Consider the following 25,282-nt stretch of genomic DNA (forward strand, 5'->3'; position numbering starts at 1 on the left):
GTCTGGCGCGATACTCGCCGTCGGATCAACTTACGCATTCCTCATGAAGCCTCTTTTACTGCTCTGCCTTGCGGCGAGCGCAAACGCGCAGGACGCCGCCGACATGCAGCGCGTTGACATCACCGGTTCCGCCGCGCAGGCCCTGCGCCGCAACGACACGGCGGCCAGGATAGTCATTGGCCGCGCGGACATCGACTTGTATGGCGATACCACGCTCTCCGCCCTGCTCAAGCGCCAACCGGGCATCTCGGTGGCCGGCGGCGAGGTGCGCATGCGCGGGCTGGGCGCCGGCTACACGCAGTTGCTGATCAACGGTGAGCCCGCGCCGCAGGGCATGTCCATCGACGCCATCTCTCCAGAACTGATAGAGCGCATCGAGATACTGCGCACCGCATCGGCCGAATACAGCGCGCAGGCCATGGCGGGCAGCATCAACGTCATCCTGCGCAAGGGCAGCCGCGCGCAACGCGACCTCAAGCTGGGCGTCGAGAATCTGCAAGGCGTGACCGGTCCATCCGCCACCATGCAGGTTACCGACCGCGATGGCGCGTTATCGTACGGCCTGGCCGGTACGTTGAGCGACACGGGTTTCCGCAACACGCCAGGCACCACCGAGCGCGTGGAGGGACCAGCGGCGCTGCGCACCTTCGCGGAACTGAATGCATCGCACCAGACCAAGCTGAATCTGGCGCCGCGCCTGAACTGGACGCTGGCAAACGGCGATACGCTGGCATGGCAAAACCTGCTGGACCTGTACCGCACCGACAGCCACGGGGACTCCCGTGAAACCAGCATCTACGGCGCATCCACCGCCTACCCCGTCAATGACTGGCACGCGCTGTCGCACACGACCTTCCTGCGCAGCGGCGTGACGTGGACGCACGCGGTCGGCACGGACGGCAAGCTAAGCGTGAAACTGGGCTACGACTACAACCACCGCAACACCGACTACGCCTTCCATGGCGCCAATGCAGGCGGCACGCCGCTGTTCACGCGCGCGGTCGCATCGAACGCGGACGACGACAGCCTCACTACCAGCGGCAAATACCTGACCCGCCTGCGCGAAGCCCACAGCCTGGCCATCGGCTGGGACGGCGCCGACACGCGCCGCAGCGAGATGCGCCGACAGGACGACAGCGCGGCCAACGGCACGGCGCTGGGCCAGCTGCTGCAAGAATATGAGGCCCGCGTGCGCCGCATCGCCCTCTTCGTGCAGGACGAATGGGACGTAACGCCGCGCCTGCAAGCCTATCTCGGCCTGCGCTGGGAGGGGCTGGACACGCGTACCGACGGCGCCCTGCTGGCAGCGGTGCAAAACCGCTCCAGTGTTTTCAGTCCGGTGGCGCAGATGATGTGGAAGCTGCCGAACCAGGAGCGCGACCAAGTGCGGCTGGCCCTTGCGCGCACCTACAAGGCCCCGCCGACCCGCGATATGCTGCCGCGCCGCTACACCACCAACAACGACAACGGCCCCACCAACCCGGACGTGCAGGGCAATCCCGATCTGCGGCCGGAGCTGGCGTGGGGACTGGACGCGGCATATGAATCGTACTTCGGCAAGGAAGGCTCGGTGAGCGTATCGGCCTACGCGCGGCGCATCCGCGACGTGACGGTACAGCACCTGTTCGAGCAAAACGGCTCGTGGGTGACGACGCCGTTCAACGGCGGCAAGGCCAAGGTGGCAGGCATCGAGTTCGATGCCAAATTCCCCCTCAGCGCATGGCCCATCGACGTGCGTGCCAACGCGGCGCGCAACTGGTCGCGGCTGGACGCGGTGCCGGGGCCGGACAACCGCCTCAGCGCGCAGATCCCGTTCAGCGCCAACGTGGGCCTGGACTACCGCCCCGCCGGTGCGCTGACGCTGGGGTTCAATGCCGGCATGCAGACCGGCGGCATGGTCAGGACCAGCGGCAGCCTGGCCAGCTACACCGGCGTCACGCGCACCCTGGACGGCTACGCGCTATGGAAGTTCGACAGCAGATCGCGGCTGCGCATATCGCTGCTGAACGTGCTGCACCAGGACCAGCTGCTCGGCAGCTTCTACGCCGACGGCGGCTACAGTACCGCGCGCACCTCCAGCACGCCAACCCGCGCCGGCATCCGCGCCGTCTACGAGCGCCAGCTTTGAAGCCGCGACGTCCCCGATCGGCCGCCTCGCGCTTTCAATCCCGTGTCCATTCCTCATCTGCGCGCGGAGCCCGGCCCAGGAGCCACACCGCGCCACTTCCCAACGCTGCCGCCAACAACGCCAGCGGCGCGTACGCAGGGGCATCAGCCAGACAAAAGGCAAAAGCCACCCAAGCCAGGGTGATGAAACCCGCTATCAAGCTGACCGCGTCCAGGCCCCGCGTGCGGCTCGCCATGTCCGCGCGCTTCGCCGCCGTGGGATACCAGACCTGCACTGCCGCCGTCGAAAGCGTACTGCCCGCAATACAAAAAAACAGCGCCGGCACAGCGGCCAGATTGGTCCTTGCGACAAACAGCAATGCCGGAACCGCCAACAACCAGGCGGGGATCAAGGCGACCAGCGCTTTCACCCAGCGTAGCCGGGACAGCGAGGCCGGAGCGCTGCGCAGCAGTTCAGGAATGTCTTCAGCAGCGACTGTAATCCACGCGAGATTGCCTGCCAGCGAAGCGGTCAAATACACTATCGCCGGACCAAGCAGTGCCGGTAGCCCAGCCGAACCCGCCCCCCCTTTCATGACGATGTACACCGTGGGCACCACCGCATAGAGCATCTGCGTCAACGTCTGGGAAATCAGCCTTGGGTCCCTGCGAAGCAGGCGCCACTCCTTCATGAACACGATGCGCCACAAGCCGGCGCTGAATCGGACCGTTCCGCCTTGGGGAGCCGCCGCTGCGCGCGTGGTGCTGCCGGATACCGTCTCCTGCGTCCCTGCGAGAAAGCGACGATGGGCGAGGAAAATGGTGAGCCAGAAGGCGCCAGGTCCAACGACGAGCATGACCAGCAAGGGAATCGGCGTTCCGACCAAGGCATGGAACGGAAGCCACAGCAGACTCTCTGGCGCGAGCGGGCCACCTGGCGCAGCCCAACGCGTCATGGCATCGACCACGCGCCCGCTCATATCCGGGGCGAACCATTGGCCAAACTGTATCGAGAGAAAAACCACGGCTCCCATGACGGTCGCCAGGATTTGTCCCAGCACGCGCGTACGGCGTGCGCCCAGCAGGCGAACCAATGTCAGGCAGAGTCCCATGCCCAGCGCAGTCACGGCCAGCGCCAACGCCGGCAGTGTCAGGTAGATGGCCAGCAGCCTCCAGAAGCCAAACAGCACGCCCACGTTCACCACCGGTGCTAACAGAAACAGCAGCGTCCTGAGCGCGTCTGCCACGACGCCCAATCCACGCACCATGAAAACAGTATGCGTCGGCAAAGGGGATGACAACAACAGGTCGAGGTCGTCACGATCGAACAATGCAGAGACAGAGCCCGATATGGCTCCGATCAGCATCACGCAGATCAGTCCCCAGGTCACTCCTCCGAGTATCAACGTCATGCCGGCCTGCGACATGCCTGCAGCGCCTGCCCACCACCGGAACAAGAAGTAGGCCACGCCGTGCAAGGCCAGCCAGATCGCGCCGAGGACGAGCAGCCATGTGGTCCGGCGCGCGGCGGAGATGCGCCAGGCGAGCCGGAGTTCATGCCGGATCAACCACCGAACGCTGCCAGGGCGCCCGGTCGATATGGTCTTCATGCGTGGTCCACGGCGGTCAGTTGCAGGAACACCTGCTCCAACGTGGTACTGGGGCCGCCTTGCGCGGACGCTTCGGCGCGCAATTCATCAAGGGCGCCCTGGGCGATGACCCGGCCGCGATGAACGATGCTGATGCGCTGCGCCAGGCGCTCGGCCAATTCGAGAATGTGCGTGGTGAGAATGACCGTGCCGCCAAAGGCTACTCGTTCAAGCAATAAGTCTTTGACCAGGCGGGCGGCGCCGGCATCGATGCCGGTCAGCGGCTCGTCCAGGATCAGCAACTGCGGGTCGTGGATCAGCGCACCGGCGAGCGCCAGCTTCTGGCGCATGCCGCGGGAGTAGCCCTCGACCAGTTCTCCCGTATGCGTCCAGAGATCGAGTAGCCGCAGCAATTCCTCGGCCTTCGGCGCGGCGACCTCAGGTGAGATACCCCACAGTCCCGCGACAAATTCCAGGTACTCCAGCGCACGAAGCTTGCCGTAAAGCAGAGGGTCATCCGGCAGGAAGGCCAAGCGCTGCTTGGCCTGCGCAGGCGCCTTCATCATGTCATGCCCGAGGATGCGGACGCTTCCGTGATCAGGCTTGAGCAAGCCCGCGACCATGCGCAGCGTGGTCGTCTTGCCAGCGCCGTTAGGCCCCAGCAGGGCGTGGAATTCTCCCTGCGGAATCGTTAAATTCAGATCATCTACGGCGGCGATGCCGCCAAAGCTCTTCGCGAGGCCGACGATCTCCAGCGCAGGGGATGGAGAAGTCGTCACTGTGTTCGAGTCTGCCATATGCCGGCCTGATTTGTTTTTGGTTGTAATAAAAACGGCCCGATCGAGGTTACGATCGGGCCGTTCATGCCTTGCCTGGATACCGGGAGACCAGCTCCCGGGTTGTGCTTACGCCAGCTTGCCGTGGCAGGCCTTGTACTTCTTGCCGCTGCCGCATGGGCATGGGTCGTTACGTCCGACTTTCAGGCCCATCTCCATCAGCTGCTCGCCGCTCAGGCCTTGCAGCCCTGGCGGCAGACCGGTGATCGCAGCTGGCGACAACAGATCTTCCGGCGCGGCGTTCGGGTTGAAGTCGGCATGCTGGTAGCTCACGTTCTCAACGTGCGACTGCTGCATTGCCGCTTCCGCCGCATCGATCTCTTCGCGCGACTGGATACGGACCGTCATGATCAGCTTGACCACTTCGTTCTTGATCATATCCAGCATCTGGCCGAACAGCTCGAACGCTTCGCGCTTGTATTCCTGCTTAGGGTTCTTCTGCGCGTAGCCGCGCAGGTGGATACCCTGGCGCAGGTGATCCAGCGCCGCCAGGTGTTCGCGCCAGTGGCTGTCCACGCTTTGCAGCATCACGTTGCGTTCGAAGCCGCCGAACGATTCCTTGCCGACGATGTCGATCTTCGACTGGTACAACGCATCGGCCGCGGCCAGTACGCGGTCCAGGATATCGTCGTCGTTCAGGTTCTGTTCTTTTTCCAGCATGGCGCGCAATGGCAGGTCGATCTGCCATTCCGATGCCAGCGCCGCTTCCAGGCCCTTGATGTTCCACTGCTCTTCCACCGATTCCGCCGGCACGTATTCGCGTACCAGGTCGGTGAAGGCGCCGTGGCGCAGGGACTCGATCAGCTCCGAGATGTCGGTCGCTTCCAGCAGCTCGTTACGCTGTTGGTAGATCACTTTACGCTGGTCGTTGGCGACGTCGTCGTATTCCAGCAGCTGCTTACGGATATCGAAGTTGCGTGCCTCAACCTTGCGCTGTGCGGACTCGATCGAACGCGAGACGATGCCCGCTTCGATAGGTTCGCCTTCCGGCATCTTCAGGCGGTCCATGATGGCGCGCACGCGGTCGCCCGCGAAGATGCGCAGCAGCTGGTCGTCCAGCGACAGGAAGAAGCGCGACATGCCAGGGTCGCCCTGACGTGCGGCGCGGCCGCGCAGCTGGTTGTCGACGCGGCGCGATTCGTGACGCTCGGTGCCGACGATATGCAGGCCGCCGGCGGCAACCACCTGCTCGTGCAACGCCTCCCAGCCGTCGCGCAGCGCCTTCGATTGCGCGGCCTTGTCGGCGTCGCTCAGTTCAGGGTTGGCTTCAACGAACTGGATCTGCTTCTCGACGTTACCGCCCAGGACGATGTCGGTACCGCGACCAGCCATGTTGGTGGCGATGGTGATCGCCTTCGGGCTACCCGCCTGGGCGATGATTTCCGCTTCACGGGCGTGCTGTTTCGCGTTCAGGACGTTGTGCGGCAGGCCGCCCTTGGTCAGGATGCCCGACAGCAGTTCCGAGTTTTCGATCGAGGTGGTACCCACCAGCACTGGTTGGCCGCGGTCGTAGCATTCGCGGATTTCCAACATCATGGCGTTGTACTTCTCGGCCGACGATTTGTAGACCTGGTCCTGACGGTCCTTGCGCTGCAGAGGACGGTTAGGCGGGATCACCACGGTTTCAAGGCCGTAGATTTCCTGGAATTCGTAGGCTTCGGTATCGGCGGTACCGGTCATGCCGGCCAGCTTCGAATACATGCGGAAGTAGTTCTGGAAGGTGATCGAGGCCAGGGTCTGGTTCTCGTTCTGGATCTTCACGCCCTCTTTCGCCTCGACCGCTTGGTGCAGGCCGTCGGACCAGCGGCGGCCGGTCATCAGGCGACCAGTGAATTCGTCGACGATCACCACTTCATTGTTCTGCACCACGTAGTGCTGATCCTTGAAGTACAGCGCGTGCGCGCGCAGCGCCGCGTACAGGTGGTGCACCAGCGTGATGTTGGCCGAGTCGTACAGCGAGGCGCCTTCCGGCAGCAGACCCATTTTGGTCAGAATCGCTTCGGCTTTTTCGTGGCCGGCTTCGGTCAGCAGCACCTGGTGGGCTTTCTCGTCCTTGGTGTAATCACCAGGAACTTCAACCTTGCCCTTGCCGTCCGGCGTTTCCTCGCCGACCTGCTGGGTCAGCAGGCGCGGCACTTCGTTGATCTTGTAGTACAGGTCGGTATGGTTCTCGGCCTGGCCGGAGATGATCAGCGGGGTGCGGGCTTCGTCGATCAGGATCGAGTCGACTTCATCGATGATGCCGAAGTTCAGCACGCGCTGCACGCGGTCGCGGGCTTCGAACACCATGTTGTCGCGCAGATAGTCGAAACCGAACTCGTTGTTGGTGCCGTAGGTGATGTCGGACGCGTAGGCCGCCTGCTTGGTGGCGTGTTCCATCTGCGACAGGTTGATACCGGTCGACAGCCCCAGCCAGCCGTACAGCTTGCCCATGGTTTCCGCGTCGCGCTGCGCCAGGTAGTCGTTGACGGTGACAACGTGCACGCCCTTGCCCGACAGCGCGTTCAGATAGGCCGGCAGGGCAGCGGTCAGGGTCTTGCCCTCGCCGGTGCCCATTTCGGCGATCTTGCCGTAGTGCAGAACCATGCCGCCGATCAGCTGCACGTCGAAGTGGCGCATCTTGAAGACGCGCTTGCTCGCTTCGCGGCAGACGGCAAACGCCTCGGGCAGGAGCGCGTCCAGCGATTCGCCATTGGCGATGCGTTCCTTGAATGCAGGCGTCTTCGCTTGCAGCTCGGCATCGGACAGTTTTTCCATCGCCGGCTCGAGCGCATTGATCTCGCGTACCGTTTTTTGGTATTGCTTGAGCAGCCGCTGGTTGCGGCTACCGAAAATCTGGGTCAGTAATGACATGCTTGAATTCTTGAAAAAACGCCGTTAAAAAAAGCTCTGTAGGTGAAAAACGCCTTACCGCACGGAGTTCGACTATGGCAAAAGACGGTGATTTTATCATGCGTCCGCGCCTACATTGGGTTATTGACCTGTTTAACAATAGCCCAAGAGCGAACAATGTCACAAAATTAAGCCATTTTAACCGGTGGTGACGTTTTTTTGCCGCTGTGATATGTTGCTGCACATGCGATTCAACTCTTCCAACGTCTCCATCAGACGCCACACTCCCGTCGGGGCGACCGATTTCCTGCGCCGCGACGACAGGATGGCGGCCCTGCTGCCGGCCATCCAGCGCATGGCTTCGCTGCAAAAAGACTGCGCGGCGGCCCTGCCGGCCATGTTCAAGTACTGCGAAATCCTGGCGTTCGAGGATGGGCAATTGATTTTGTCGCTGCCGAATGCGGCGCTGGCGGCCAAGCTCAAGCAGCAGCTGCCCAAGCTGCAGGACACGCTGGCGCGGCGCGGCTGGCAGGTGCACGGTGTGAAACTGAAGGTGCTGATGACCAAGCCGGCCGAGATCAAGGAGCAGATGCGCTCGCTGTGGCTGACGGAAGCGGCCGTGACGGCCTTCGACGAGCTGGGCGATACGCTGGAGGCCACGCCGCAGAATGCTTCGCTGATCGCGGCGCTGAAGGCGATGGTGGCCAAGCGGCGTGCTACCTGAACCCCGCACGGCGATATGCCCCCGGGGTCGGACCCCGTACGGGGTCCGACCCCTGTGTCGCGGTGGGGGTTAGGTGAGCGCCCACTCACGCGCCATCTGGCGCAGATACGATGGCGGCGCAACTTCATTGGTCTCGAACGAGACGATTTCATACGCATCCGGATGCTTGAGCAGCTCCAGCAGCAGCTGGTTGTTCAGCGCGTGGCCGGATTTGTGGGCCTCGTAGCTGGCCAGCAGCGGATGGCCGACCAGGTACAGATCGCCGATGGCGTCCAGGATCTTGTGGCGCACGAACTCGTCGTCGTAGCGCAGGCCGTCCGAATTGAGGATGCGGTACTCGTCCATCACGATGGCGTTTTCCAGCGATCCGCCGCGCGCCAAGCCTATGCCGCGCAGCATTTCCACGTCCTGCATGAAGCCGAAGGTGCGGGCGCGAGCCACGTCGTGCACGTAGGAGACGTCGCCGAAGTCCACGTGGGCGCGCTGCTGGGTGCCATCCACCGCCGGATGGTTGAATTCAATGAAGAAGTCCAGCTTGAAGCCGTTGTACGGCGTCAGACGGGCCCATTTTTCCTTGTCGCCCGTGCCTTCGCGGATTTCCACCGGTTTCAGCACGCGGATGAATTTCTTCGCGACCGGCTGTTCCAGCACGCCCGCCTGTTGCAATAAATACACGAACGATGAGGCCGAACCGTCCATGATGGGGATTTCCTCGGCGCTGACTTCGATGTACAGGTTATCCAGGCCGAGGCCGGCGCAGGCCGACATCAGGTGCTCGACGGTCGAGACGCGGGCGCCGTCCTTGACCAGCACGGACGCCATGCGGGTGTCGCCCACCGCCATCGCGCTGGCGGGAAACTCCACCACCGGGTTCAGGTCGACGCGGCGGAAGACGATGCCGGTGTCCGGCGCGGCCGGGCGCAGGGTCAGCTCGACCTTGGTGCCGGAATGCAGGCCGACACCTGTGGTGCGGACCAGTTCTTTGATAGTGCGTTGTTTTAACATCCGACGATTATAGCGAAGTTGGGTCCGCCGCGCTGTCGGCTAACTTTCCTATCGTCAAGGATGTTCGGCTTCGGCGTGGACCGATTCGCGCCGCACCAGATAGATGCCGCTGGCGATGATGATGCCGGCGCCGAGCAGCGTGTAGCCGTCGGGCAGCGTGTGCCACAGCAGCCAGTCGATCGCCACGCCCCAGGCCAGCGCCGAGTATTCGAACGGCGCCACCACCGAGGCCTTGCCGGAGCTGAACGCGCGCGTGATGGCCAGCTGGCCGAGGAAGCCGCTCAGCGCCAGCGCCAGCAGCACCCAGCCGTCCTCGGCGCGCACCGGCACCCAGTGGCTGGCCGACATCGCCAGGCCGCCGGCCGCCATCAGCAGCAGGTACCAGAACATCATCGACTCGTTGCTGTCGGTGCGGGCCAGCACGCGGCTGGTGATCGCGGTCATGGCATAGCAGGCGGCCGAGCCGAGCAGCGCCAGCCCGCCCAGGGTCAGGAAGCCCGTACCTTCGGGCCGCAGCACCACCAGCACGCCAAGCAAGCCCACCGCGATGGCGCCCCACTGGCCGGTGCCGACCTTTTCCTTCAGGATGAACACCGACAGCGCCGTGATCAGCGACGGCGCGATGAAGAAGATCGAATAGGCCTCGGCCAGCGACAGCGCCTTGAGGCCGTAGGCGAACGAAGTCAGCATCGCGATGCCGAGCAGGCTGCGGAAGATGTGCATGCCCCAGCGCACGCGCAAGATGCCGCGGAAGGCGCCGCGATACAGCATATAGCCGCACAGCGGCGGCAGCGAACTGAGCGCGCGCATGGCGGTCACTTGCGTGGCGGGATAGTGGGAGGACAGCACCTTCATGGTGGTGTCCATGAACGAGAACATGGCGACCGCGGCCAGCATCGCGTAGATGCTGCGCAGGTTTTCCGAGCGGGTGGCGGTGGACAGGGGAAGCTCCTTGCTGCAGGTCCGGGCGGACCACTGGGAACGTCATTATGGCGACGTCCGGAGCCAGTGCCGGGCTGAGTCCGGTCGTCCAGATTATAGCAAGGGCCTACTTTCCTTGCAGAAGGCCCGTTGATTCAGCGTACGCCGTCGGTGACGCCGTCTTTAAAGAGTCCGTAGGCTTCCGGCATGTAGATCGATTGCACCAGCCAGCCGGCCGACGCCGAACCCGACAAGACTGTGAGCAGTAAAGCGATAAGCGGTTTCATCATCACGTAATGCTAAGGTGCCACAGGCGCCACGCGTCTCGGCTCCCAGAGTTCGATCTTGTTCCCTTCCGGATCGAGTATCCAGGCGAAGCGGCCGTTCGGGTCGTCGTCGGTGCGCTTCAGGATGGCGACGCCTTTCGTTCCCAGCCGCGCGAGGAAGGCGTCCATGTCGTCGACCGCGTAGTTGATCATGAACTCGCTGGTCGATGGCGCGAAGTATTTCGTCGTGGCCGGGAAGGCGCTCCAGATCAGCGCCGGCGGATGCTGGGGCGCGTCGTAGCGCAGCTTGGCGCCGCCCCACACTTCGAGCGGCATGCCCAGCACGTCGCGGTACCAGGCCGCCAGCGCCTTCGGGTCCTTGGCCTTGAAGAACACACCGCCGACGCCGGTGATATGTCCGGCCGGCTCGGCAGCCGCGGAGACGCCCGGCCCGGCCATCATCAACACGCCCACGCACAGCATCGCTATCGTTCGCATTCCCTACTCCTTGATTGTCAGTTCCGGTGACTCTATCCGATCTGGCGGCGCTTGTCCTGTCACAGCAGCATCACCAGCTTCAGGTCGTGGCGCTTGGCCAGATGCAGCGTCACCTGATTGAAGTTCAGATCGCCCTGCCGCGGATGGCGGAAACGGCGCAGGCCACCTTCCCTGCCGACCACGTCCTGCAAGATCCACAGCTCGGCGAAGGTGGCGCTGGCGGCGGACAGCTCGGCGATCATGCCGGCCAGCGGCTGCTCGCTGGCATGGCGGCCGATGTCGGCGCGGAACTCGGCCACCAGCCGCCGGGCACGCTCCGGCCAGTCGACGATCAGTTCGCGCGCCGCCGGGCTGAGGAACATGTAGCGCAGCAGGTTCGGCCGCGGCGAATGCGGACGCGGCGGCAGCCAGCCGGCAAACAGCTGCGCCGCCTGCGGGTTCCATGCGGCCGCGTCCCATTGCCGGTCGACGACATAAGCCGGCGCGTCGATGGCCGCGACCAGCGCGTCCAGCGACTCCTCCGCGTTGCCGCCATCGTCGTCGTGATGCGGATCGAGCCGGTCGGCCAGGCTGAACAGGTAGGCGCGCTCGGCGGCCGACAGACGCAGCACTTCCGCCAGCCGCGCCAGCATCTTGCCGGACGCCTGCACTTCCCTGCCCTGCTCCAGCCACGTCAGCCAGGTCGGGCTGACGTCGCACAGCTGCGCCAGCTCTTCGCGCCGCAGGCCGGGCGTGCGGCGCCGTCCGCCGCCGGGCAGGCCGACGCTGGCGGGCGCGGTGCGCTCACGATGGGTACGGATGAATTCGCCGAGTTTGGTGTGCATGGTAGTTCTTATACCAGGATAAGTACTTGTCTTGTTACAGGATAAAAACACGCCTATTCTGCCCTGACTCGCCCATTTTTGGAGAAAAACATGAAACAGCAAGCCGTCGTCGCCCAGCAATTCGGCAATACCGCCAGCGCCTACCTGACCAGCACCGTCCACTCGCAAGGCGCCGACCTGGTCGCGCTGCGCGAGATCGCCCGCGTATTGGGGCCGCATCCGACGATACTGGACCTGGGCTGCGGCGCCGGCCACGCCAGCTTCGCGGTGGCGCCGGTGGCGAAATCCGTGACGGCGTTCGACCTGTCGGCGGAAATGCTGGCCGTGGTGACCGGCGCCGCCCGCGAGCGGGGGCTGGACAACGTCATCACGCAACAGGGCAACGTGGCCAGCCTGCCGTTTGCGGACGCGTCGTTCTGCATGGTGGTCACGCGCTTCTCGGCGCACCACTGGCTGGACGTGCCGGCCGCGCTGCGCGAAGTGAAGCGGGTGCTGAAGAAAGGCGGCGTGCTGATCGTCATCGACATCACCGCACCGGAAAGCCCGCTGCACGACACCACCTTGCAGGCGGTCGAGCTGCTGCGCGACGGCTCGCACGTGCGCGACTACCGGCCCTCCGAATGGCAGACGATGCTGGAAGGCGCGGGCTTCACCTGCGAGCGCGTCAGCGACTGGAAGCTGGAAATGAAGTTCGACGAATGGACCGCCCGCATGCGCACCCCGGCCGAGCGGGTGACGGCGATCCGCAGCCTGTTCGGCACGGCGCCGGAGGAGACGCTGCAATACTTCGCCGTGCAGGCCGACTGCTCGTTCTCGATCGACTCGACCTTGTTCAAGGCCAAGCACGATTTCGGCGATATCTACTAAGCCGCGTCACGGCGGCGCGCGCGAACCGCGATATACTTTGCGGACGTCCAGGGAGAATGCGATGCCGCGCGATGTGCCATCCGAGCCGCGCAGCTGGCTGTTGGAGCGCCGCTGCACACTGACCCAGCGCCAACTGGCGCTGGTGTTCGCGACGCTGTGCGTGCCGTCGGCGCTGGTGGCGCTGGTCTTCCTGTGGCAGGGCTATTGGTATGTGCTGGTCTACGCTACGCTGGAGCAGGCGGCGCTGGCAGCGTGCCTGCGCTACTGCGCGCACCATCGCGACGACTACGACCGTATCGATATTTGTCCCGGCGTGATCATCGTGGTGGAGCAACGCCGGGGCCGCCAACGCAGCGCGCTCAGGCTGCATCCCGGCACCACCCGTCTGCTGCCGCCACGGCGCGACAGCGATCTGATTCAACTGGACGACCGCAACCAGCAGATCGAAATCGGCCGCTTCCTGGGCGCGGCCCAGCGGCGCCGGCTGGCCGATGAGCTGGCCTTCTTCCTGCGCGTACCGGGTTACTGATCGGCCTTCAGCGCCAGCAAGGCCGCGCGCAGCATGCCGCAGATTTGCGGATCGGCGCGCATCGCCTGTTCGCTCAGGTTGGCGCCCAGCAGCGGCAAGGTGATCGACGCGGCTTCCACCACGCGCGCCGACATCACGGTGATGGTTTCGCGCAGCGATGCGTAGGCATGGGTGGCGCGCGGCGAGGCGTTCAGTAGCGCCACCGGCTTGTCGATGAAGGATTCGTTGCCGACCATCCAATCGAGGCCGTTCTTGACCGCACCGGTCACGCCGTGCGCATATTCCGGGCTGGCGATCACCACCGCATCGGCGGCCAGCAATGCATCGCGCAGCGCGGCAACCACCGGCGGCGGCTCGGCGATATCGGGGTTAAACAGCGGTAGCTGTCCCAAGCCCCGGTACAGCCGCACCTCGATGCCCGGTGGCGCCACATCGGCCATCACGCGCAGCAGCATCGAGTTGATAGAGGCGGCCCGCAGGCTGCCGGATATGGCAATTACTTTCATTGGTATCTTCTGCTAGCAGGTGTCACGCCGACGGCGCCCTGGAAATCATACCTCCATTTTTTGCCCCGCATGGCGCATCCGCTTTGATTTGATCGAGCTGGCGGGCGGCCCCGGTCTGCCGAGGAAAAAGAAACTGACCAAGGGCGAGCGTGTGCGGACGCTGTTCAATGTATGGGCACTCTTGTTCGGCCCGCTCTACTATCTGGCCAAAGGCATGTGGCGCAAGGCGCTGCTGTATTGGCTGCCCGGCTTCCTGCTGCTGTTTCTGATTGAGGCCGCCATGCCGGCCATCGATGGGGATTTGCTGGCAAACGGCGTGGGGGTCGCCACCACCGTGCTGTTCGCGCTGCGCGCCAACATCGACTACTACAAGAAAGTGGTATTGCACGATAACGGCTGGTGGTAATGACAAACGGCGCACACGGCGCCGTTTCGTTACTGCATCCAGCCAGTCCGGCGATTACGCCTGGGCCAGCAGGGTCTCGGCGTTCGACACTTCGAACTTGCCGCCTTGTTCGATGTTCAGCTGGGTCACGACACCGTTCTCAACCAGCATCGAGTAGCGCTGCGAGCGGGTGCCCATGCCGAACTTGCTGAAGTCGGCGTCCAGGCCCAGGGCCTTGGAGTAGGCGGCGTTGCCGTCGGCCATCATGCGGACGGTGCCGGTGGCTTTCTGGTCGCGGCCCCATGCGCCCATGACGAAGGCGTCATTGACCGAGATGCACCAGATTTCGTCGACGCCCTTGGCTTTCAGGTCGGCGGCGTGCTTGACGTAGCCTGGCACGTGCTGTGCCGAGCAGGTCGGGGTGTAGGCGCCTGGCAGGCCGAAGATCGCGATCTTCTTGCCCTTGACCAGGTCTTGTACGTTGAACGTGTTCGGGCCCAGCGAGCAGCCTTCGGTTTCGGTTTCGATGAATTCGGACAGGGTGCCTTCTGGCAGGGTATCGCCAATCTTGATGGTCATGAATGACTCCTTTTATATAAATGTTAAACGTAAAAAAGCCGCGCCTAGGCGCGGCTTTCACCGGCTTAGAGCGTGCAGTATGCCTTAATCCGCCTGCTTGCGCAGGAAGGCAGGAATGTCATAGGTTTCCATGCCATTCTTTTCCATCGCGCGCACCTGCTCGGAAGCCGACTCGCGACGCCATACTGCCGGCGCCTTCATGCCATCGAAGGCCGGCGACGCACCGCCGCCCATGCCGCTGGTCGCGCCCATCGAGACCGACGACGAAGCAGCGCCGCCCAGCGCAGCCGATGGCATCATCGGGCTGTTGTGGGTGCCGGTGCGCAGCATTTGCTGAGGAACCAGCTGCACGTGCTTCTTGGCCTTGCCCAGGCCGGTGGCGACCACGGTGACGCGGATGTCGTCGCCCATGTTGTCGTCGTAGGCGATACCCTGGGCGATCGACGCGTCCGGCGCGGCGAAGGCGCGCACGGCGGCCATGACTTCCTTGATCTCCTTGCCCTTCAGGCCACGCGACGCGGTCACGTTGACCAGCACGCCACGCGCGCCCGACAGGTCGACACCGTCCAGCAGCGGCGAAGCGACGGCCTGCTCGGCGGCGATGCGCGCGCGGTCGATGCCGGACGCGGTCGCGGTTCCCATCATGGCCTTGCCCTGCTCGCCCATGATGGTCTTGACGTCGTTGAAGTCGACGTTGATGTGGCCCGGCACGTTGATGATCTCGGCGATACCGGCGACGGCGTTGTTGAGCACATCGTCGGCGTGCTGCAGCCATTCGATCAGCGATTCGTCTTCGTAGATCTCTTCCAGTTTCTCGTTCAGGATCACAATCAGCGAGTCGACGTGGGCCGACAGCTGGTCCAGGCCTTCGTCGGCGATGTCCATGCACTTCTGGCCTTCGTGCGAGAACGGCTTCGACACCACGGCCACGGTCAGCGCGCCGAGCGACTTGGCGATTTCCGCCACGATCGGTGCGGCGCCGGTGCCGGTGCCGCCGCCCATGCCGGCGGCGATGAACACCATGTGCGCGCCGCGCAGCGAATCCTCGATGCGCTGGCGCGATTCCTCGGCCAGCTTGCGGCCGACGTCGGGCTTCATGCCGGCACCCAGACCGGTATCACCGATCTGGATCACGTTGTCGGCCTTGGAGGTCGCCAGCGCCTGGGCATCGGTATTGGCGGCGATGAACTCGACGCCGGCCATACCCTTGTTGATCATGTGTTGAACTGCATTGCCACCCGCGCCGCCGACTCCGACGACCTTGATGACGGTGCCCAAAGCTGCGTTATCGACCATATCAAACTCCATGATGTGACTCCCTATCAGAATGCGGTTTTCAAGCGCCAGTCCTCATATCGTTAGAAGAACTGGGGATTGAAAACTGCGGTTTTAATATAAATAGTTTAGTTGTCCGTCATTCCCGCGCAGGCGGGAACGACGGGTTTTCGTTAAAAATTACCCAAGAACCATTCTTTCATGCGCTGCCATACTGCCTTCACCGAACCATCCTGCCGCGTGACGATATGGCCACGCAGGTACTGCTTTTTCGCTTCCAACAACAGGCCCAGCACGGTCGCGTAGCGCGGGCTGCGCACCACGTCGGCCAGCTGGCCACGGTAGTCCGGCGTGCCCAGGCGCGCCGGCTTGAGGAATATGTCTTCCGCCATCTCGACCATGCCCGGCATGATCGCGGTGCCGCCGGTCAGCACGATGCCCGACGACAGCACGCCTTCGTAGCCCGACTCGCGCACCACCTGGTGCACCATGGCGAACAGCTCTTCGACGCGCGGCTCGATCACGGCAGCCAGCGCCTGGCGCGACAGGTTGCGCGGACCGCGGTCGCCCAGGCCCGGCACTTCCAGCGACTCGCCCGGATCGGCCAGCACCTGCTTGGCCACGCCGTAGCGGATCTTGATCTCTTCCGCTTCCGAGGTCGGGGTGCGCAGCGCCATCGCGATGTCGTTGGTGATCTGGTCGCCGGCGATCGGGATCACGGCCGTGTGGCGGATCGCGCCGTCCGAGAACACGGCGACGTCGGTGGTGCCGCCGCCGATGTCGATCAGCACCACGCCCAGTTCCTTCTCGTCCGGCGTCAGCACGGCGTCGGCCGAGGCCATCGGCTGCAGGATCAGGTCCGACACTTCCAGGCCGCAGCGGCGCACGCACTTGACGATGTTCTGCACCGCCGACACGGCGCCGGTGACGATGTGGACCTTGACTTCCAGGCGGATGCCGCTCATGCCGATCGGCTCGCGCACGTCCTCCTGGCTGTCGACGATGAATTCTTGCGGTACCGTGTGCAGCAGCTGCTGATCGGTCGGAATGTTAACCGCCTTTGCCGTTTCGATGACGCGCGCCACGTCGGTCGCCGTCACTTCCTTGTCCTTGATGGCCACCATGCCGCTGGAATTGAAGCTGCGGATATGGCTGCCCGCGATGCCGGCGTAGACATTGCGGATCTTGCAGTCGGCCATCAGCTCCGCTTCCTCCAGCGCGCGCTGGATCGATTCGACGGTCGCTTCGATGTTGACCACCACGCCCTTCTTCAGGCCTTTCGATTCGTGCTGGCCCAGCCCGATCACCTCGTGGCGTCCATCGCCCATCACCTCGGCCACCACGGCCACCACTTTCGAGGTGCCGATGTCGAGGCCAACGATCAGGTTTTTAGCGTCTTTAGTCATTTATCTCTGCCTACTGTATTTTTTTCTTCACGATCGGTTTTGGCTTGGCTCCCTCGGCCGGAATCTTCAATCCCGTCGCGCTCAGGGCCAGCCCGTTCTGGTAACGCATATCGATGGTCTCGATGTTCTGCAAGTGCTCCACCAGCTGCGGATAAATTCCCATCAGGCGGTCCACCCTTTCCTTCAACGTGGTGCTGGTCTGCTCCCGACCCAGCGCCACGCTCATACCGTTATTCAGCTTCACCGTCCATGCATAGCGCCTCGACAGCGACAGCGACTCCGGCACCAGCTTGAGCGGCGCAAACCAGGCGCGCAGCTCGTCGTAACGCGACAGCACTTCCTTCTCGCTGCCTTCCGGTCCGTCGAACTCCGGCAGCACATGGTCCTCTTCCGCCTCGGCCAGGTTGGCGGTGAAGGACTCGCCCTTGGTCGACAACAGCCGTCCGTCCTCGCCCCACGTACCCAGCGCCTCATGCTCTTCCAGGGCCACGATCAACTGGTCCGGCCATTCGCGGCGCACCGTCGCGCGGCGTACCCAGGGCACCGATTCAAACGCCTGGCGCACCGCATCCAGATTCGTCGTGAAGAAGTTACCCTTGATGCGACCCAGCGCGTTGTTACGCAGCGTCAGGTGATTCACATGCTTTAACTCGTCCTGCCCGATCGTCTCGATCCGGATGGTGCGCAGCGTGAACATCGGCCGCTGCGCCACCCACCACACGCCTGCCGCGATGCATGCCAACAGCGTCAGGACGAAAATGCCGCTGGCGGTCGCATTCAAGGCTTTAGCGTCTTGCCACATCGTGCTGCTTAACCCTTCATTTTCAAACGTGCAGTGCGCAGGATTTCCACGCACAGGTCTTCATAGCTGATGCCTTCCGCGCGCGCCGCCATCGGCACCAGCGAGTGGCCGGTCATGCCTGGCGACGTGTTCACCTCCAGCAGGAAGGGCTTCTGGTCGCTCTCGCGCAGCAGGAAGTCGACCCGTCCCCAGCCCTCGCAGCCGATGGCGCGGTAGGCCAGCACGGCCAGGCGCTGCATCTCCTGCGTCAGCGCTTCCGGCAGCACGGCCGGGCAGAAATACTTGGTGTCGTCGGTGAAGTACTTGTTCTGGTAATCGTAATTGCCTTGCGGGGCCACGATCTCCACCACCGGCAGCGGACGCGCGTTGGCGCCGGAACCCAGCATGGCGACCGTGAACTCGCGGCCGGTGACGAATTCCTCGGCCAGCACCGAATCGTCCAGCGCAGCGGCGATGTCGAAGGCGGCCTTGAATTCGCCGGCGGCGCTGACCTTGGTGATGCCGATGGTCGAACCTTCATGCGGCGGCTTGACGATCAGCGGCAGGCCCAGGTCGGCGCAGACGGCGTCCAGGTCCGGGTTTGCACCGGCGGCGGCGTTGAGCACCGCATAGCGCGGCGTCGGCAGGCCGGCGGCCAGCCACACGATCTTGGTGGTGATCTTGTCCATACCCACCGAGCTGGCCATCACGCCGCTGCCGGTGTAGGGAATGCCCAGCAGTTCCAGCGCGCCCTGCAGGCTGCCGTCTTCGCCGAAGCGGCCGTGCAGCGCGATGAACACGCGGTCGAATTTTTCAGCCGCCAGTTCGGCCAGCGTGCGCACGCCGGTGTCGAACAGGTGGGCGTCGATGCCCTTGCTTTGCAGGGCCGCCAGCACGCCGTTACCGGACATGATGGAAACGTCGCGCTCGGCGGAGCGGCCGCCGTACAGCACGCCGACCTTGCCGAAAGCTTTTGCGTCAACAGGAGTAAGGTGATTCACTTTCAGACCTTTGGATAGTTAGTCAGTTTGGCCGGGACGCCGCTGATCGAGCCTGCGCCCATGGTCATGACGACGTCGCCGTCGCGTACCACGCCCATGATGGTTTCCGGCATATCGCCGATCGCCTCAACAAAAATCGGTTCGGTCTTGCCGCGTGCGCGCAGCGCATGCGCCAGCGAGCGGCCGTCGGCGGCCACGATAGGCGCTTCGCCGGCGGCGTAGACTTCCGCCAGCACCAGCACGTCCACGGTGCCCAGCACCTTGACGAAATCTTCAAACAGGTCGCGCGTGCGGCTGAAGCGGTGCGGCTGGAAGGCCAGCACCAGGCGGCGGCCAGGATAGGCGGCGCGCGCGGCGGCGGTGGTCACTTCCATTTCCAGCGGGTGGTGGCCGAAGTCGTCAACCAGCGTGAAGGTTCCACCGCCCGGGATGGCGACATCACCGTATTTGGTGAAGCGGCGGCCCACACCCGCGAAGGCGGCCAGGCCGGCCTGGGTGTCCTTGTCCTCGATGCCGATCTCGCGCGCGATGGCGATGGCCGAGCAGGCGTTCTGCACGTTGTGCAGGCCGGGCTGGTTCAGCACCACGTCCAGGTCCGGATAGCCTTCCTGGATCACGGTGAAGTGCATCTCGACGCCGACCGCGCGGGCGTTCACGGCGCGCACTTCGGCGTCCTCGTGGAAGCCGTAGGTGGTCACAGGCTTGGTTACCTGCGGCAGGATGGCGCGTACATGCTGGTCGTCGATGCACAGCATGGCGCGGCCGTAGAACGGCAGGCGGTGCGTGAAGCTGACGAAGGCCTGCTTGAGCTTTTCGAAATCGTGCTCGTAGGTCTCCATGTGGTCGGCGTCGATGTTCGTGATGACTTCGATCATCGGCGTCAGATTCAGGAACGATGCATCCGATTCGTCGGCTTCGGCCACCAGGTAATCACCGGTGCCCAGCTTGGCGTTGGCGCCGGCGGAGGTCAGGCGGCCGCCGATGACGAAGGTCGGGTCCAGGCCGCCCTGCGCCAGCACCGATGCGACCAGGCTGGTGGTGGTGGTCTTGCCGTGCGTGCCGGCGATGGCGATGCCGCGCTTCAGGCGCATCAACTCGCCCAGCATCACGGCGCGCGGAACGATGGGGATCTTGCGGCTGCGCGCAGCCACCACTTCCGGGTTATCCTGCTGGACGGCGGTCGAGGTGACGACGGCGTCGGCATTGCCGATGTTGTCGGCGGCGTGCCCTTGATAGACGGTGGCGCCCATGTCGGCCAGGCGCTGGGTGACGGCGTTGCTGCCCAGGTCCGAGCCGGAGACGGTGTAGCCGAGCGTGAGCAGCACTTCGGCGATGCCGCTCATGCCGCTGCCGCCGATGCCGACGAAGTGAATATTCTGTACCTTATGCTTCATGCTAATTGTTCCAATACTTGTGCGATAGCGTCATTCGAATCGCGTTTGCCGACGCCGCGCGCCGCCGTTGCCATGGTCTGGCAGGCGCCGCGGGTCAGCGTTTCCAACAGCGTCGCTACACTCTGCGCGCTCATTTCCGATTGCGGCATGTGGATCGCCGCGTTTTGTTTCGCCATCCACTGCGCGTTGTCGCGCTGGTGGCTGGTGGTCGATGCGACCAGCGGCACCAGCACACTTGCTACGCCGGCGGCGGTCAGCTCCGACAAGGTGATCGCGCCGGCGCGGCAGATCACCACGTCGGCGTAGCTGTAGGCGGCGGCCATGTCGTCGATGAAGTCGACCACGTTCGCTTCCACGCCCGCCTGCGCGTAGGCGGTGCGCAGCGCATCGATGTTCTTCTTGCCCGACTGGTGCGTCACCTGCGGGCGCTGCTCGGCCGGAATCAGCGCCAGCGCGGCCGGCAGGTTGTCGTTCAGCGCTTTCGCGCCCAGGCTGCCGCCCACCACCAGGATGCGCAGCGGACCTTCACGGCCAAAGAAGCGCAGGTCCGGCTCAGGCATTTCCAGGATTTCCTTGCGCACCGGGTTGCCGGTGACGACAGCCTTGCTGGCGGCCTTGCCGAAATTGGCCGGGAAGCCGAAGCACACGCGCTCGGCGAACGGCACCAGCGTTTTATTCGACAGCAGCAGCGCCGCGTCGGCATTGACCAGCACCAGCGGCACGCCGCGCAGGCGCGCCATCAGGCCGCCCGGCACAGTGACGTAGCCGCCCATGCCCAGCACCACATCCGGTTTGCGGCTGCCGATGTAGCCGAAGCAGGCGGCGAAGGCCTTGACCATCTTCAGCGCGCCGCCCAGTGTGTGCTTCAGGCCCTTGCCGCGCATGCCGGTGAAATCGATGCTGTCCATCGCGATGCCGTGCTTGGGTACCAGGTCCTGCTCCATGCCGGCGGCGGTGCCCAGCCAGCTCACTTCCCAGCCGCGCGCGCGCAGCGTCTGCGCGATCGCCAGGCCGGGGAAAATGTGGCCGCCGGTGCCGGCCGCCATGATCATCAGTCGTTTCATAATCTGCCACCACGCATCAGGACACGGTTCTCGTAGTCGATCCGGAGCAGGATCGCGAGTCCGATGCAGTTAATAACCACACCCGTGCCGCCATAGCTCATCAGCGGCAGGGTCAAGCCCTTGGTCGGCAGCAGGCCAAGGTTGACGCCCATATTGATAAACGTCTGCACACCGATCCAGATGCCGATGCCCTTGGCCGTGAGGCCGGCGAAGGTCTGGTCGATGGCGATGGCCTGGCGGCCGATGTCGAAGGCGCGCTTGATCAGCCAGTAGAACATGGCGATCACCACCAGCACGCCGGCCAGGCCGAGTTCTTCGCCGATCACCGCCAGCAGGAAGTCGGTGTGCGCTTCCGGCAGGTAGTGCAGCTTCTCGACGCTGCCGCCCAGGCCAACGCCAAAAATCTCGCCGCGCCCGAAAGCGATCAGCGAGTGGGTCAGTTGGTAGGCCTTGTTCAGTGCATTGTCTTCTTCCCACGGATTGAGGTACGCGAAGTAGCGCTCGCGGCGGAATTTCGACAGCGCGATGATGGAGCCGAAGATCACCACCAGCACCGCGCCGATGCCGCCGAACCAGATGGCGTTGATCCCGCCCAGGAACAGGATGCCCATGGCGATGCAGACAATCACGCCGAAGGCGCCCAGGTCGGGCTCCAGCAGCAGCAACAGGCCGACGAAGCCGACCGCCGCCGCCATCGGCATGAAGCCCTTGGTCAGCTTGTGCATGTATTCCTGCTTGCGCACGGTGTAGTCGGCGGCGTACAGCACGGCGACCACCTTCATCAGTTCCGACGGCTGGACGTTGATGACCTTGAGCGACAGCCAGCGGCGGCCGCCGTTGACCACCACGCCCAGGCCGGGGATCAGCACCAGCACCAGCAGCACCAGGGTGGCGATGAACAGATACGGCGCGGCCTTCTGCAGGTCGCAGACACGGATGCGGAACACGAACAGGCCGGCCAGCAGCGAGACGCCGATGAACATCGCCTGCCGCTGCAGGAAGTAGGTGTTCTGCCAGCGCACGTAGTTGGCGAACTTGGGCGAATCCGGCAGCGAGATCGAGGCCGAGTACACCATCACCATCCCGAGCAACATCAACAACAACGTGACCCAGACCAGCGGCTGGTCGTATTCCATCATCTTCGATTGCCGCGCGCGGCTGTCCATCGACGGCGGCGTCGACTTGTCAGCAAAGCGGAACGGCATCTGGAAGGCCATCAGAGCTCCTGTCCTGCGTCGAGGGCGATTTCGCGCACGGTGTCGATGAACACCTGGGCGCGATGCGCGTAGTTCTTGAACATGTCCATGCTGGCGCAGGCTGGCGACAGCAGCACGGCATCGCCGGCTTGCGCACGTTCGCTGGCGCGCTTGACGGCTTGCGGCAGGTCGGTGCCGCAGTCTTCCAGCTCGACGCCGGACGCTTCCAGCGCGGTCCGGATCTGTGGCGCGTCGCGGCCGATCAGCAGCACGGCGCGCACGTAGCGCGATACCGGTTCGGCCAGCGGCGTGAAGTCCTGGCCCTTGCCGTCGCCGCCCATGATGACCACCAGGCGCTGGTTGGCGCCGGTGAAGGCCTTGCCCAAACCGTTCAACGCGGCCACGGTGGCGCCGACGTTGGTGCCCTTGCTGTCGTCGTAGTATTCGACGTCGTTGATGGCGCTGACCAGTTCCACGCGGTGCGGCTGGCCGCGATACTCGCGCAGGCCGTGCAGCAGCGGCGCCAGTGGCAGGTCGATGGCGCGGCACAGCGCCAGCGCGGCCAGCGCGTTGGCGGCGTTGTGCACGCCGCGGATTTGCAGCGCGTCGGCCGGCATCAGGTTCTTGACCATGCATTCGACCGGTGGCGGCGGCGGATCGTTCTTCTTGCGCCTCTTCGGTTCGCCCTCTTCCTCCGACGGCACGGCGGTGGCGAGCCACAGCACGCCACGTTCGCTGTTCAGGCCCAGGTCGTCGCGCAGCGTCGGCGCGTCGGTGCCGAAGGTGACGTTGACGCCGGTGGCGCTGGCCATGCGCATCACGGTGGCGTCGTCGCGGTTCAACACGCGTACGGTGTCGGCGGCGAAGATGCGGTGCTTGGCGGCGGCGTAGGACGGCATGTCGCCGTGCCAGTCCAGGTGGTCCTGGGTGACGTTCAATACGGTGGCGGCATCCGCCTCCAGCGTGAAGGTGGTTTGCAGCTGGAAGGACGACAGCTCCAGCACCCACACTTCGGGCATGGTGCCGGCATCCATCACTTCGCGCAGCACGTCCAGCGCGGCTGGGCTGATGTTGCCGGCCACGCGCACGGTCTTGCCGGCGCGTTCGCATAGCTGGCCCACCAGCGTGGTGACGGTGGTCTTGCCGTTGGTGCCGGTGATGGCGATGATCTTGGGCGTGTAGCCGCGTTCCTGCTCCAGCGCTTCCAGCGCCTGTGCGAACAGTTCGATCTCGCCCCACACCGGCACGCCGGCGGCGGCGGCGGCGGGCGCGATCTCGGCCAGCTCGCGGTACGGTGCCAAGCCGGGGCTGACGGCGACGAAGTCCACGCCTTCCAGCAGCGATGCGCCGAACGGGCCGGCGACGAAGTCCACTTCCGGCACGGCCTCGCGCAGCGCGGGCATGCGCTCCGGCGATTCACGGGTATCGGCCACGCGCACGCGCGCGCCGCTGCGGGCGAGCCACAGCGCCATCGCCAGACCGGATTCACCCAGTCCCAGTACCAGTGCGTTTTTGCCTTCGTAGATCATCAGCGCAGTTTCAAAGTAGAGAGACCGATCAGCACCAGCATCATCGTGATAATCCAGAATCGCACGACGACCTGGGTCTCTTTCCAGCCTTTTTGCTCAAAGTGGTGGTGCAGTGGCGCCATCAGGAACACGCGGCGGCCGACGCCGAAGCGCTTCTTGGTGATCTTGAACCAGCCCACCTGGATAATGACCGACACCGTCTCGGCGACGAAGATGCCGCCCATGATGAACAGGACGATTTCCTGGCGCACGATGACGGCGATAGTGCCCAGCGCCCCGCCCAGCGCCAGCGCGCCGACGTCGCCCATGAACACCTGTGCCGGGTGGGTGTTAAACCACAGGAAGGCCAGGCCGGCACCGGCCAGCGCGCCGCAGAAGATAATCAGTTCGCCCGCGCCGGGAATGTGCGGGATGAACAGGTACTTCGAATACGTGGCGCTACCGGTCAGGTAGGCGAACAGGCCGAGCGCGGAGCCGACCATAATCGTCGGCATGATCGCCAGGCCATCCAGGCCGTCGGTGAAGTTAACGGCGTTGCTGGTGCCGACGATGACACAGTAGGTCAGCGCGATGAAGCCCCACACGCCCAGCGGGTAGCTGATGGTCTTGAAGAACGGGACGATCAGGTCGGCCTTCGGCGGCAGGTCCATCGAGAAGCCCGACTGCACCCAGGCGAAGAACAGCTCGAACACTTTGCTGCCGTTGGGCGCGGACACCGAGAACGCCAGGTACAGCGCGGCGCCAATGCCGACCAGCGACTGCCAGAAGTACTTTTCCGCCGAGCGCATGCCTTCAGGGTCCTGGCGCACCACCTTGCGGTAGTCGTCGACCCAGCCGACGGCGCCGAAGCCCAGCGTGACGACCAGCACCGGCCAGATCAGGCGATTGGACAGGTCGCACCACAGCAGCGTGGAGACGCCGATAGCGATCAACAGCAGCACGCCGCCCATGGTCGGGGTGCCGTGTTTTTTCAAATGGGTCTGCGGACCGTCGATGCGCACGGCCTGGCCGTACTTCATGGCGGTCAGCTTGCGGATCACGGCCGGACCGGCCGACAGGCCGATGAGCAGCGCGGTCGCGGTGGCGAACACCGCGCGGAAGGTGATGAAGTTGAAGACCCGGAGTGGTCCGAGGTCCTGCTGAAAATACTGAGCGAGCCAGAGCAGCAT

Annotated in this window: 24 protein-coding genes; 5 read left to right on the forward strand and 19 right to left on the reverse strand. The window is 64.4% G+C overall.

Annotation, left to right across the window (positions count from 1 at the left end; genetic code table 11):
- The first annotated feature begins 43 nt into the window (after positions 1-43).
- On the forward strand, positions 44-2,128 hold the full coding sequence (locus tag ACEN9O_RS03375; RefSeq protein WP_495616243.1) for a TonB-dependent receptor plug domain-containing protein: 2,085 nt from the start codon (positions 44-46) through the stop codon (positions 2,126-2,128).
- Between the two features lie 34 nt (positions 2,129-2,162).
- Here ACEN9O_RS03375 and ACEN9O_RS03380 read toward each other — a convergent pair whose 3' ends face one another.
- The 3 genes from ACEN9O_RS03380 to secA all read right to left on the reverse strand — a co-directional run bounded on the left by ACEN9O_RS03380 (position 2,163) and on the right by secA (position 7,384).
- Positions 2,163-3,716, reverse strand: coding sequence for a hypothetical protein (locus ACEN9O_RS03380; protein ID WP_495616244.1), 1,554 nt, complete (start codon positions 3,714-3,716; stop codon positions 2,163-2,165).
- Entirely contained in the window at positions 3,713-4,492 is a 780-nt protein-coding gene (locus ACEN9O_RS03385; RefSeq protein WP_495616245.1) for an ABC transporter ATP-binding protein, read from the reverse strand. The genes ACEN9O_RS03380 and ACEN9O_RS03385 overlap by 4 nt, the downstream gene beginning before the upstream one ends.
- Before the next feature lie 108 nt (positions 4,493-4,600).
- Positions 4,601-7,384: a preprotein translocase subunit SecA gene (gene secA / locus ACEN9O_RS03390; RefSeq protein WP_495616246.1), complete on the reverse strand. Its 2,784-nt coding sequence runs from the start codon at positions 7,382-7,384 to the stop codon at positions 4,601-4,603.
- A gap of 223 nt (positions 7,385-7,607) precedes the next feature.
- Here secA and ACEN9O_RS03395 point away from each other — a divergent pair, with 223 nt between their 5' ends.
- Positions 7,608-8,087, forward strand: a complete 480-nt coding sequence (locus tag ACEN9O_RS03395) for a DciA family protein (protein ID WP_495616247.1) — start codon at positions 7,608-7,610, stop codon at positions 8,085-8,087.
- A 69-nt stretch (positions 8,088-8,156) separates the two neighbouring features.
- Here ACEN9O_RS03395 and lpxC read toward each other — a convergent pair whose 3' ends face one another.
- From lpxC to ACEN9O_RS03420, 5 genes are all read right to left on the reverse strand, one after another.
- A complete protein-coding gene (gene lpxC / locus ACEN9O_RS03400; RefSeq protein ID WP_495616248.1) occupies positions 8,157-9,092 on the reverse strand; it encodes a UDP-3-O-acyl-N-acetylglucosamine deacetylase in 936 nt (311 codons plus the stop codon).
- A gap of 54 nt (positions 9,093-9,146) precedes the next feature.
- Entirely contained in the window at positions 9,147-9,989 is an 843-nt protein-coding gene (locus tag ACEN9O_RS03405; RefSeq protein ID WP_495616249.1) for a DMT family transporter, read from the reverse strand.
- A 179-nt stretch (positions 9,990-10,168) separates the two neighbouring features.
- On the reverse strand, positions 10,169-10,303 hold the full coding sequence (locus tag ACEN9O_RS03410) for a hypothetical protein (RefSeq protein WP_495616250.1): 135 nt from the start codon (positions 10,301-10,303) through the stop codon (positions 10,169-10,171).
- Between the two features lie 9 nt (positions 10,304-10,312).
- On the reverse strand, positions 10,313-10,777 hold the full coding sequence (locus ACEN9O_RS03415) for a VOC family protein (protein WP_495616251.1): 465 nt from the start codon (positions 10,775-10,777) through the stop codon (positions 10,313-10,315).
- Positions 10,778-10,836: 59 nt separating this feature from the next.
- Positions 10,837-11,601, reverse strand: a complete 765-nt coding sequence (locus tag ACEN9O_RS03420) for a helix-turn-helix transcriptional regulator (protein WP_495616252.1) — start codon at positions 11,599-11,601, stop codon at positions 10,837-10,839.
- A 90-nt stretch (positions 11,602-11,691) separates the two neighbouring features.
- Here ACEN9O_RS03420 and ACEN9O_RS03425 point away from each other — a divergent pair, with 90 nt between their 5' ends.
- Positions 11,692-12,468 (forward strand): class I SAM-dependent methyltransferase, encoded by a 777-nt coding sequence (locus ACEN9O_RS03425; protein WP_495616253.1) that lies wholly within the window; start codon positions 11,692-11,694, stop codon positions 12,466-12,468.
- Positions 12,469-12,529: 61 nt separating this feature from the next.
- Positions 12,530-12,997 carry a DUF2244 domain-containing protein gene (locus ACEN9O_RS03430; RefSeq protein ID WP_495616254.1) on the forward strand — a complete coding sequence of 156 codons (468 nt, stop codon included), beginning with the start codon at positions 12,530-12,532 and terminating at the stop codon, positions 12,995-12,997.
- Here ACEN9O_RS03430 and ACEN9O_RS03435 read toward each other — a convergent pair.
- Complete coding sequence (locus ACEN9O_RS03435; protein WP_495616255.1) at positions 12,991-13,503, reverse strand: NADPH-dependent FMN reductase; 513 nt, start codon at positions 13,501-13,503, stop codon at positions 12,991-12,993. The genes ACEN9O_RS03430 and ACEN9O_RS03435 overlap by 7 nt on opposite strands.
- An 88-nt stretch (positions 13,504-13,591) precedes the next feature.
- Between ACEN9O_RS03435 and ACEN9O_RS03440 the strand changes: the two genes are divergently transcribed.
- Positions 13,592-13,909: a DUF2628 domain-containing protein gene (locus ACEN9O_RS03440; RefSeq protein WP_495616256.1), complete on the forward strand. Its 318-nt coding sequence runs from the start codon at positions 13,592-13,594 to the stop codon at positions 13,907-13,909.
- Between the two features lie 54 nt (positions 13,910-13,963).
- On the opposite strand, the gene ACEN9O_RS03445 is transcribed toward ACEN9O_RS03440, so the two are convergent.
- From ACEN9O_RS03445 to mraY, 10 genes are all read right to left on the reverse strand, one after another.
- On the reverse strand, positions 13,964-14,467 hold the full coding sequence (locus ACEN9O_RS03445) for a peroxiredoxin (RefSeq protein ID WP_117013038.1): 504 nt from the start codon (positions 14,465-14,467) through the stop codon (positions 13,964-13,966).
- An 84-nt stretch (positions 14,468-14,551) separates the two neighbouring features.
- On the reverse strand, positions 14,552-15,775 hold the full coding sequence (ftsZ, locus tag ACEN9O_RS03450; RefSeq protein WP_495616257.1) for a cell division protein FtsZ: 1,224 nt from the start codon (positions 15,773-15,775) through the stop codon (positions 14,552-14,554).
- Positions 15,776-15,915: 140 nt separating this feature from the next.
- Positions 15,916-17,148, reverse strand: coding sequence for a cell division protein FtsA (gene ftsA, locus ACEN9O_RS03455; protein WP_020705070.1), 1,233 nt, complete (start codon positions 17,146-17,148; stop codon positions 15,916-15,918).
- A gap of 10 nt (positions 17,149-17,158) precedes the next feature.
- Complete coding sequence (locus tag ACEN9O_RS03460; RefSeq protein WP_495616258.1) at positions 17,159-17,950, reverse strand: cell division protein FtsQ/DivIB; 792 nt, start codon at positions 17,948-17,950, stop codon at positions 17,159-17,161.
- Between the two features lie 8 nt (positions 17,951-17,958).
- Positions 17,959-18,930: a D-alanine--D-alanine ligase gene (locus ACEN9O_RS03465; RefSeq protein ID WP_495616259.1), complete on the reverse strand. Its 972-nt coding sequence runs from the start codon at positions 18,928-18,930 to the stop codon at positions 17,959-17,961.
- A 2-nt stretch (positions 18,931-18,932) separates the two neighbouring features.
- Positions 18,933-20,324 carry a UDP-N-acetylmuramate--L-alanine ligase gene (gene murC / locus ACEN9O_RS03470; protein ID WP_495616260.1) on the reverse strand — a complete coding sequence of 464 codons (1,392 nt, stop codon included), beginning with the start codon at positions 20,322-20,324 and terminating at the stop codon, positions 18,933-18,935.
- Entirely contained in the window at positions 20,321-21,388 is a 1,068-nt protein-coding gene (gene murG / locus ACEN9O_RS03475; protein WP_495616261.1) for an undecaprenyldiphospho-muramoylpentapeptide beta-N-acetylglucosaminyltransferase, read from the reverse strand. The genes murC and murG overlap by 4 nt, the downstream gene beginning before the upstream one ends.
- Entirely contained in the window at positions 21,385-22,605 is a 1,221-nt protein-coding gene (gene ftsW / locus ACEN9O_RS03480) for a putative lipid II flippase FtsW (protein WP_495616262.1), read from the reverse strand. Before ftsW ends, murG begins: the two co-directional genes overlap by 4 nt.
- Positions 22,605-24,113 (reverse strand): UDP-N-acetylmuramoyl-L-alanine--D-glutamate ligase, encoded by a 1,509-nt coding sequence (gene murD / locus ACEN9O_RS03485; RefSeq protein ID WP_495616263.1) that lies wholly within the window; start codon positions 24,111-24,113, stop codon positions 22,605-22,607. Before murD ends, ftsW begins: the two co-directional genes overlap by 1 nt.
- Positions 24,113-25,282: a phospho-N-acetylmuramoyl-pentapeptide-transferase gene (mraY, locus tag ACEN9O_RS03490; RefSeq protein ID WP_495616264.1), complete on the reverse strand. Its 1,170-nt coding sequence runs from the start codon at positions 25,280-25,282 to the stop codon at positions 24,113-24,115. Before mraY ends, murD begins: the two co-directional genes overlap by 1 nt.

The sequence above is a fragment of the Duganella sp. Dugasp78 genome (genome assembly GCF_059491455.1).

Excerpts from the sequence above, each read along its gene's own strand:
- ftsW (WP_495616262.1), bottom strand. The coding sequence starts at position 22,605 with ATGGCCTTCCAGATGCCGTTCCGCTTTGCTGACAAGTCGACGCCGCCG.
- ftsA (WP_020705070.1), bottom strand. The coding sequence starts at position 17,148 with ATGACTAAAGACGCTAAAAACCTGATCGTTGGCCTCGACATCGGCACC.
- ACEN9O_RS03375 (WP_495616243.1), top strand. The coding sequence starts at position 44 with ATGAAGCCTCTTTTACTGCTCTGCCTTGCGGCGAGCGCAAACGCGCAG.
- ftsZ (WP_495616257.1), bottom strand. The coding sequence starts at position 15,775 with ATGGAGTTTGATATGGTCGATAACGCAGCTTTGGGCACCGTCATCAAG.
- ACEN9O_RS03395 (WP_495616247.1), top strand. The coding sequence starts at position 7,608 with ATGCGATTCAACTCTTCCAACGTCTCCATCAGACGCCACACTCCCGTC.
- ACEN9O_RS03445 (WP_117013038.1), bottom strand. The coding sequence starts at position 14,467 with ATGACCATCAAGATTGGCGATACCCTGCCAGAAGGCACCCTGTCCGAA.
- mraY (WP_495616264.1), bottom strand. The coding sequence starts at position 25,282 with ATGCTGCTCTGGCTCGCTCAGTATTTTCAGCAGGACCTCGGACCACTC.
- lpxC (WP_495616248.1), bottom strand. The coding sequence starts at position 9,092 with ATGTTAAAACAACGCACTATCAAAGAACTGGTCCGCACCACAGGTGTC.
- ACEN9O_RS03380 (WP_495616244.1), bottom strand. The coding sequence starts at position 3,716 with ATGAAGACCATATCGACCGGGCGCCCTGGCAGCGTTCGGTGGTTGATC.
- murG (WP_495616261.1), bottom strand. The coding sequence starts at position 21,388 with ATGAAACGACTGATGATCATGGCGGCCGGCACCGGCGGCCACATTTTC.
- ACEN9O_RS03385 (WP_495616245.1), bottom strand. The coding sequence starts at position 4,492 with ATGGCAGACTCGAACACAGTGACGACTTCTCCATCCCCTGCGCTGGAG.
- ACEN9O_RS03460 (WP_495616258.1), bottom strand. The coding sequence starts at position 17,950 with ATGTGGCAAGACGCTAAAGCCTTGAATGCGACCGCCAGCGGCATTTTC.
- ACEN9O_RS03425 (WP_495616253.1), top strand. The coding sequence starts at position 11,692 with ATGAAACAGCAAGCCGTCGTCGCCCAGCAATTCGGCAATACCGCCAGC.
- ACEN9O_RS03435 (WP_495616255.1), bottom strand. The coding sequence starts at position 13,503 with ATGAAAGTAATTGCCATATCCGGCAGCCTGCGGGCCGCCTCTATCAAC.
- ACEN9O_RS03415 (WP_495616251.1), bottom strand. The coding sequence starts at position 10,777 with ATGCGAACGATAGCGATGCTGTGCGTGGGCGTGTTGATGATGGCCGGG.
- murC (WP_495616260.1), bottom strand. The coding sequence starts at position 20,324 with ATGAAGCATAAGGTACAGAATATTCACTTCGTCGGCATCGGCGGCAGC.
- murD (WP_495616263.1), bottom strand. The coding sequence starts at position 24,113 with ATGATCTACGAAGGCAAAAACGCACTGGTACTGGGACTGGGTGAATCC.
- ACEN9O_RS03405 (WP_495616249.1), bottom strand. The coding sequence starts at position 9,989 with ATGCTGGCCGCGGTCGCCATGTTCTCGTTCATGGACACCACCATGAAG.
- ACEN9O_RS03420 (WP_495616252.1), bottom strand. The coding sequence starts at position 11,601 with ATGCACACCAAACTCGGCGAATTCATCCGTACCCATCGTGAGCGCACC.
- ACEN9O_RS03430 (WP_495616254.1), top strand. The coding sequence starts at position 12,530 with ATGCCGCGCGATGTGCCATCCGAGCCGCGCAGCTGGCTGTTGGAGCGC.
- secA (WP_495616246.1), bottom strand. The coding sequence starts at position 7,384 with ATGTCATTACTGACCCAGATTTTCGGTAGCCGCAACCAGCGGCTGCTC.
- ACEN9O_RS03410 (WP_495616250.1), bottom strand. The coding sequence starts at position 10,303 with ATGATGAAACCGCTTATCGCTTTACTGCTCACAGTCTTGTCGGGTTCG.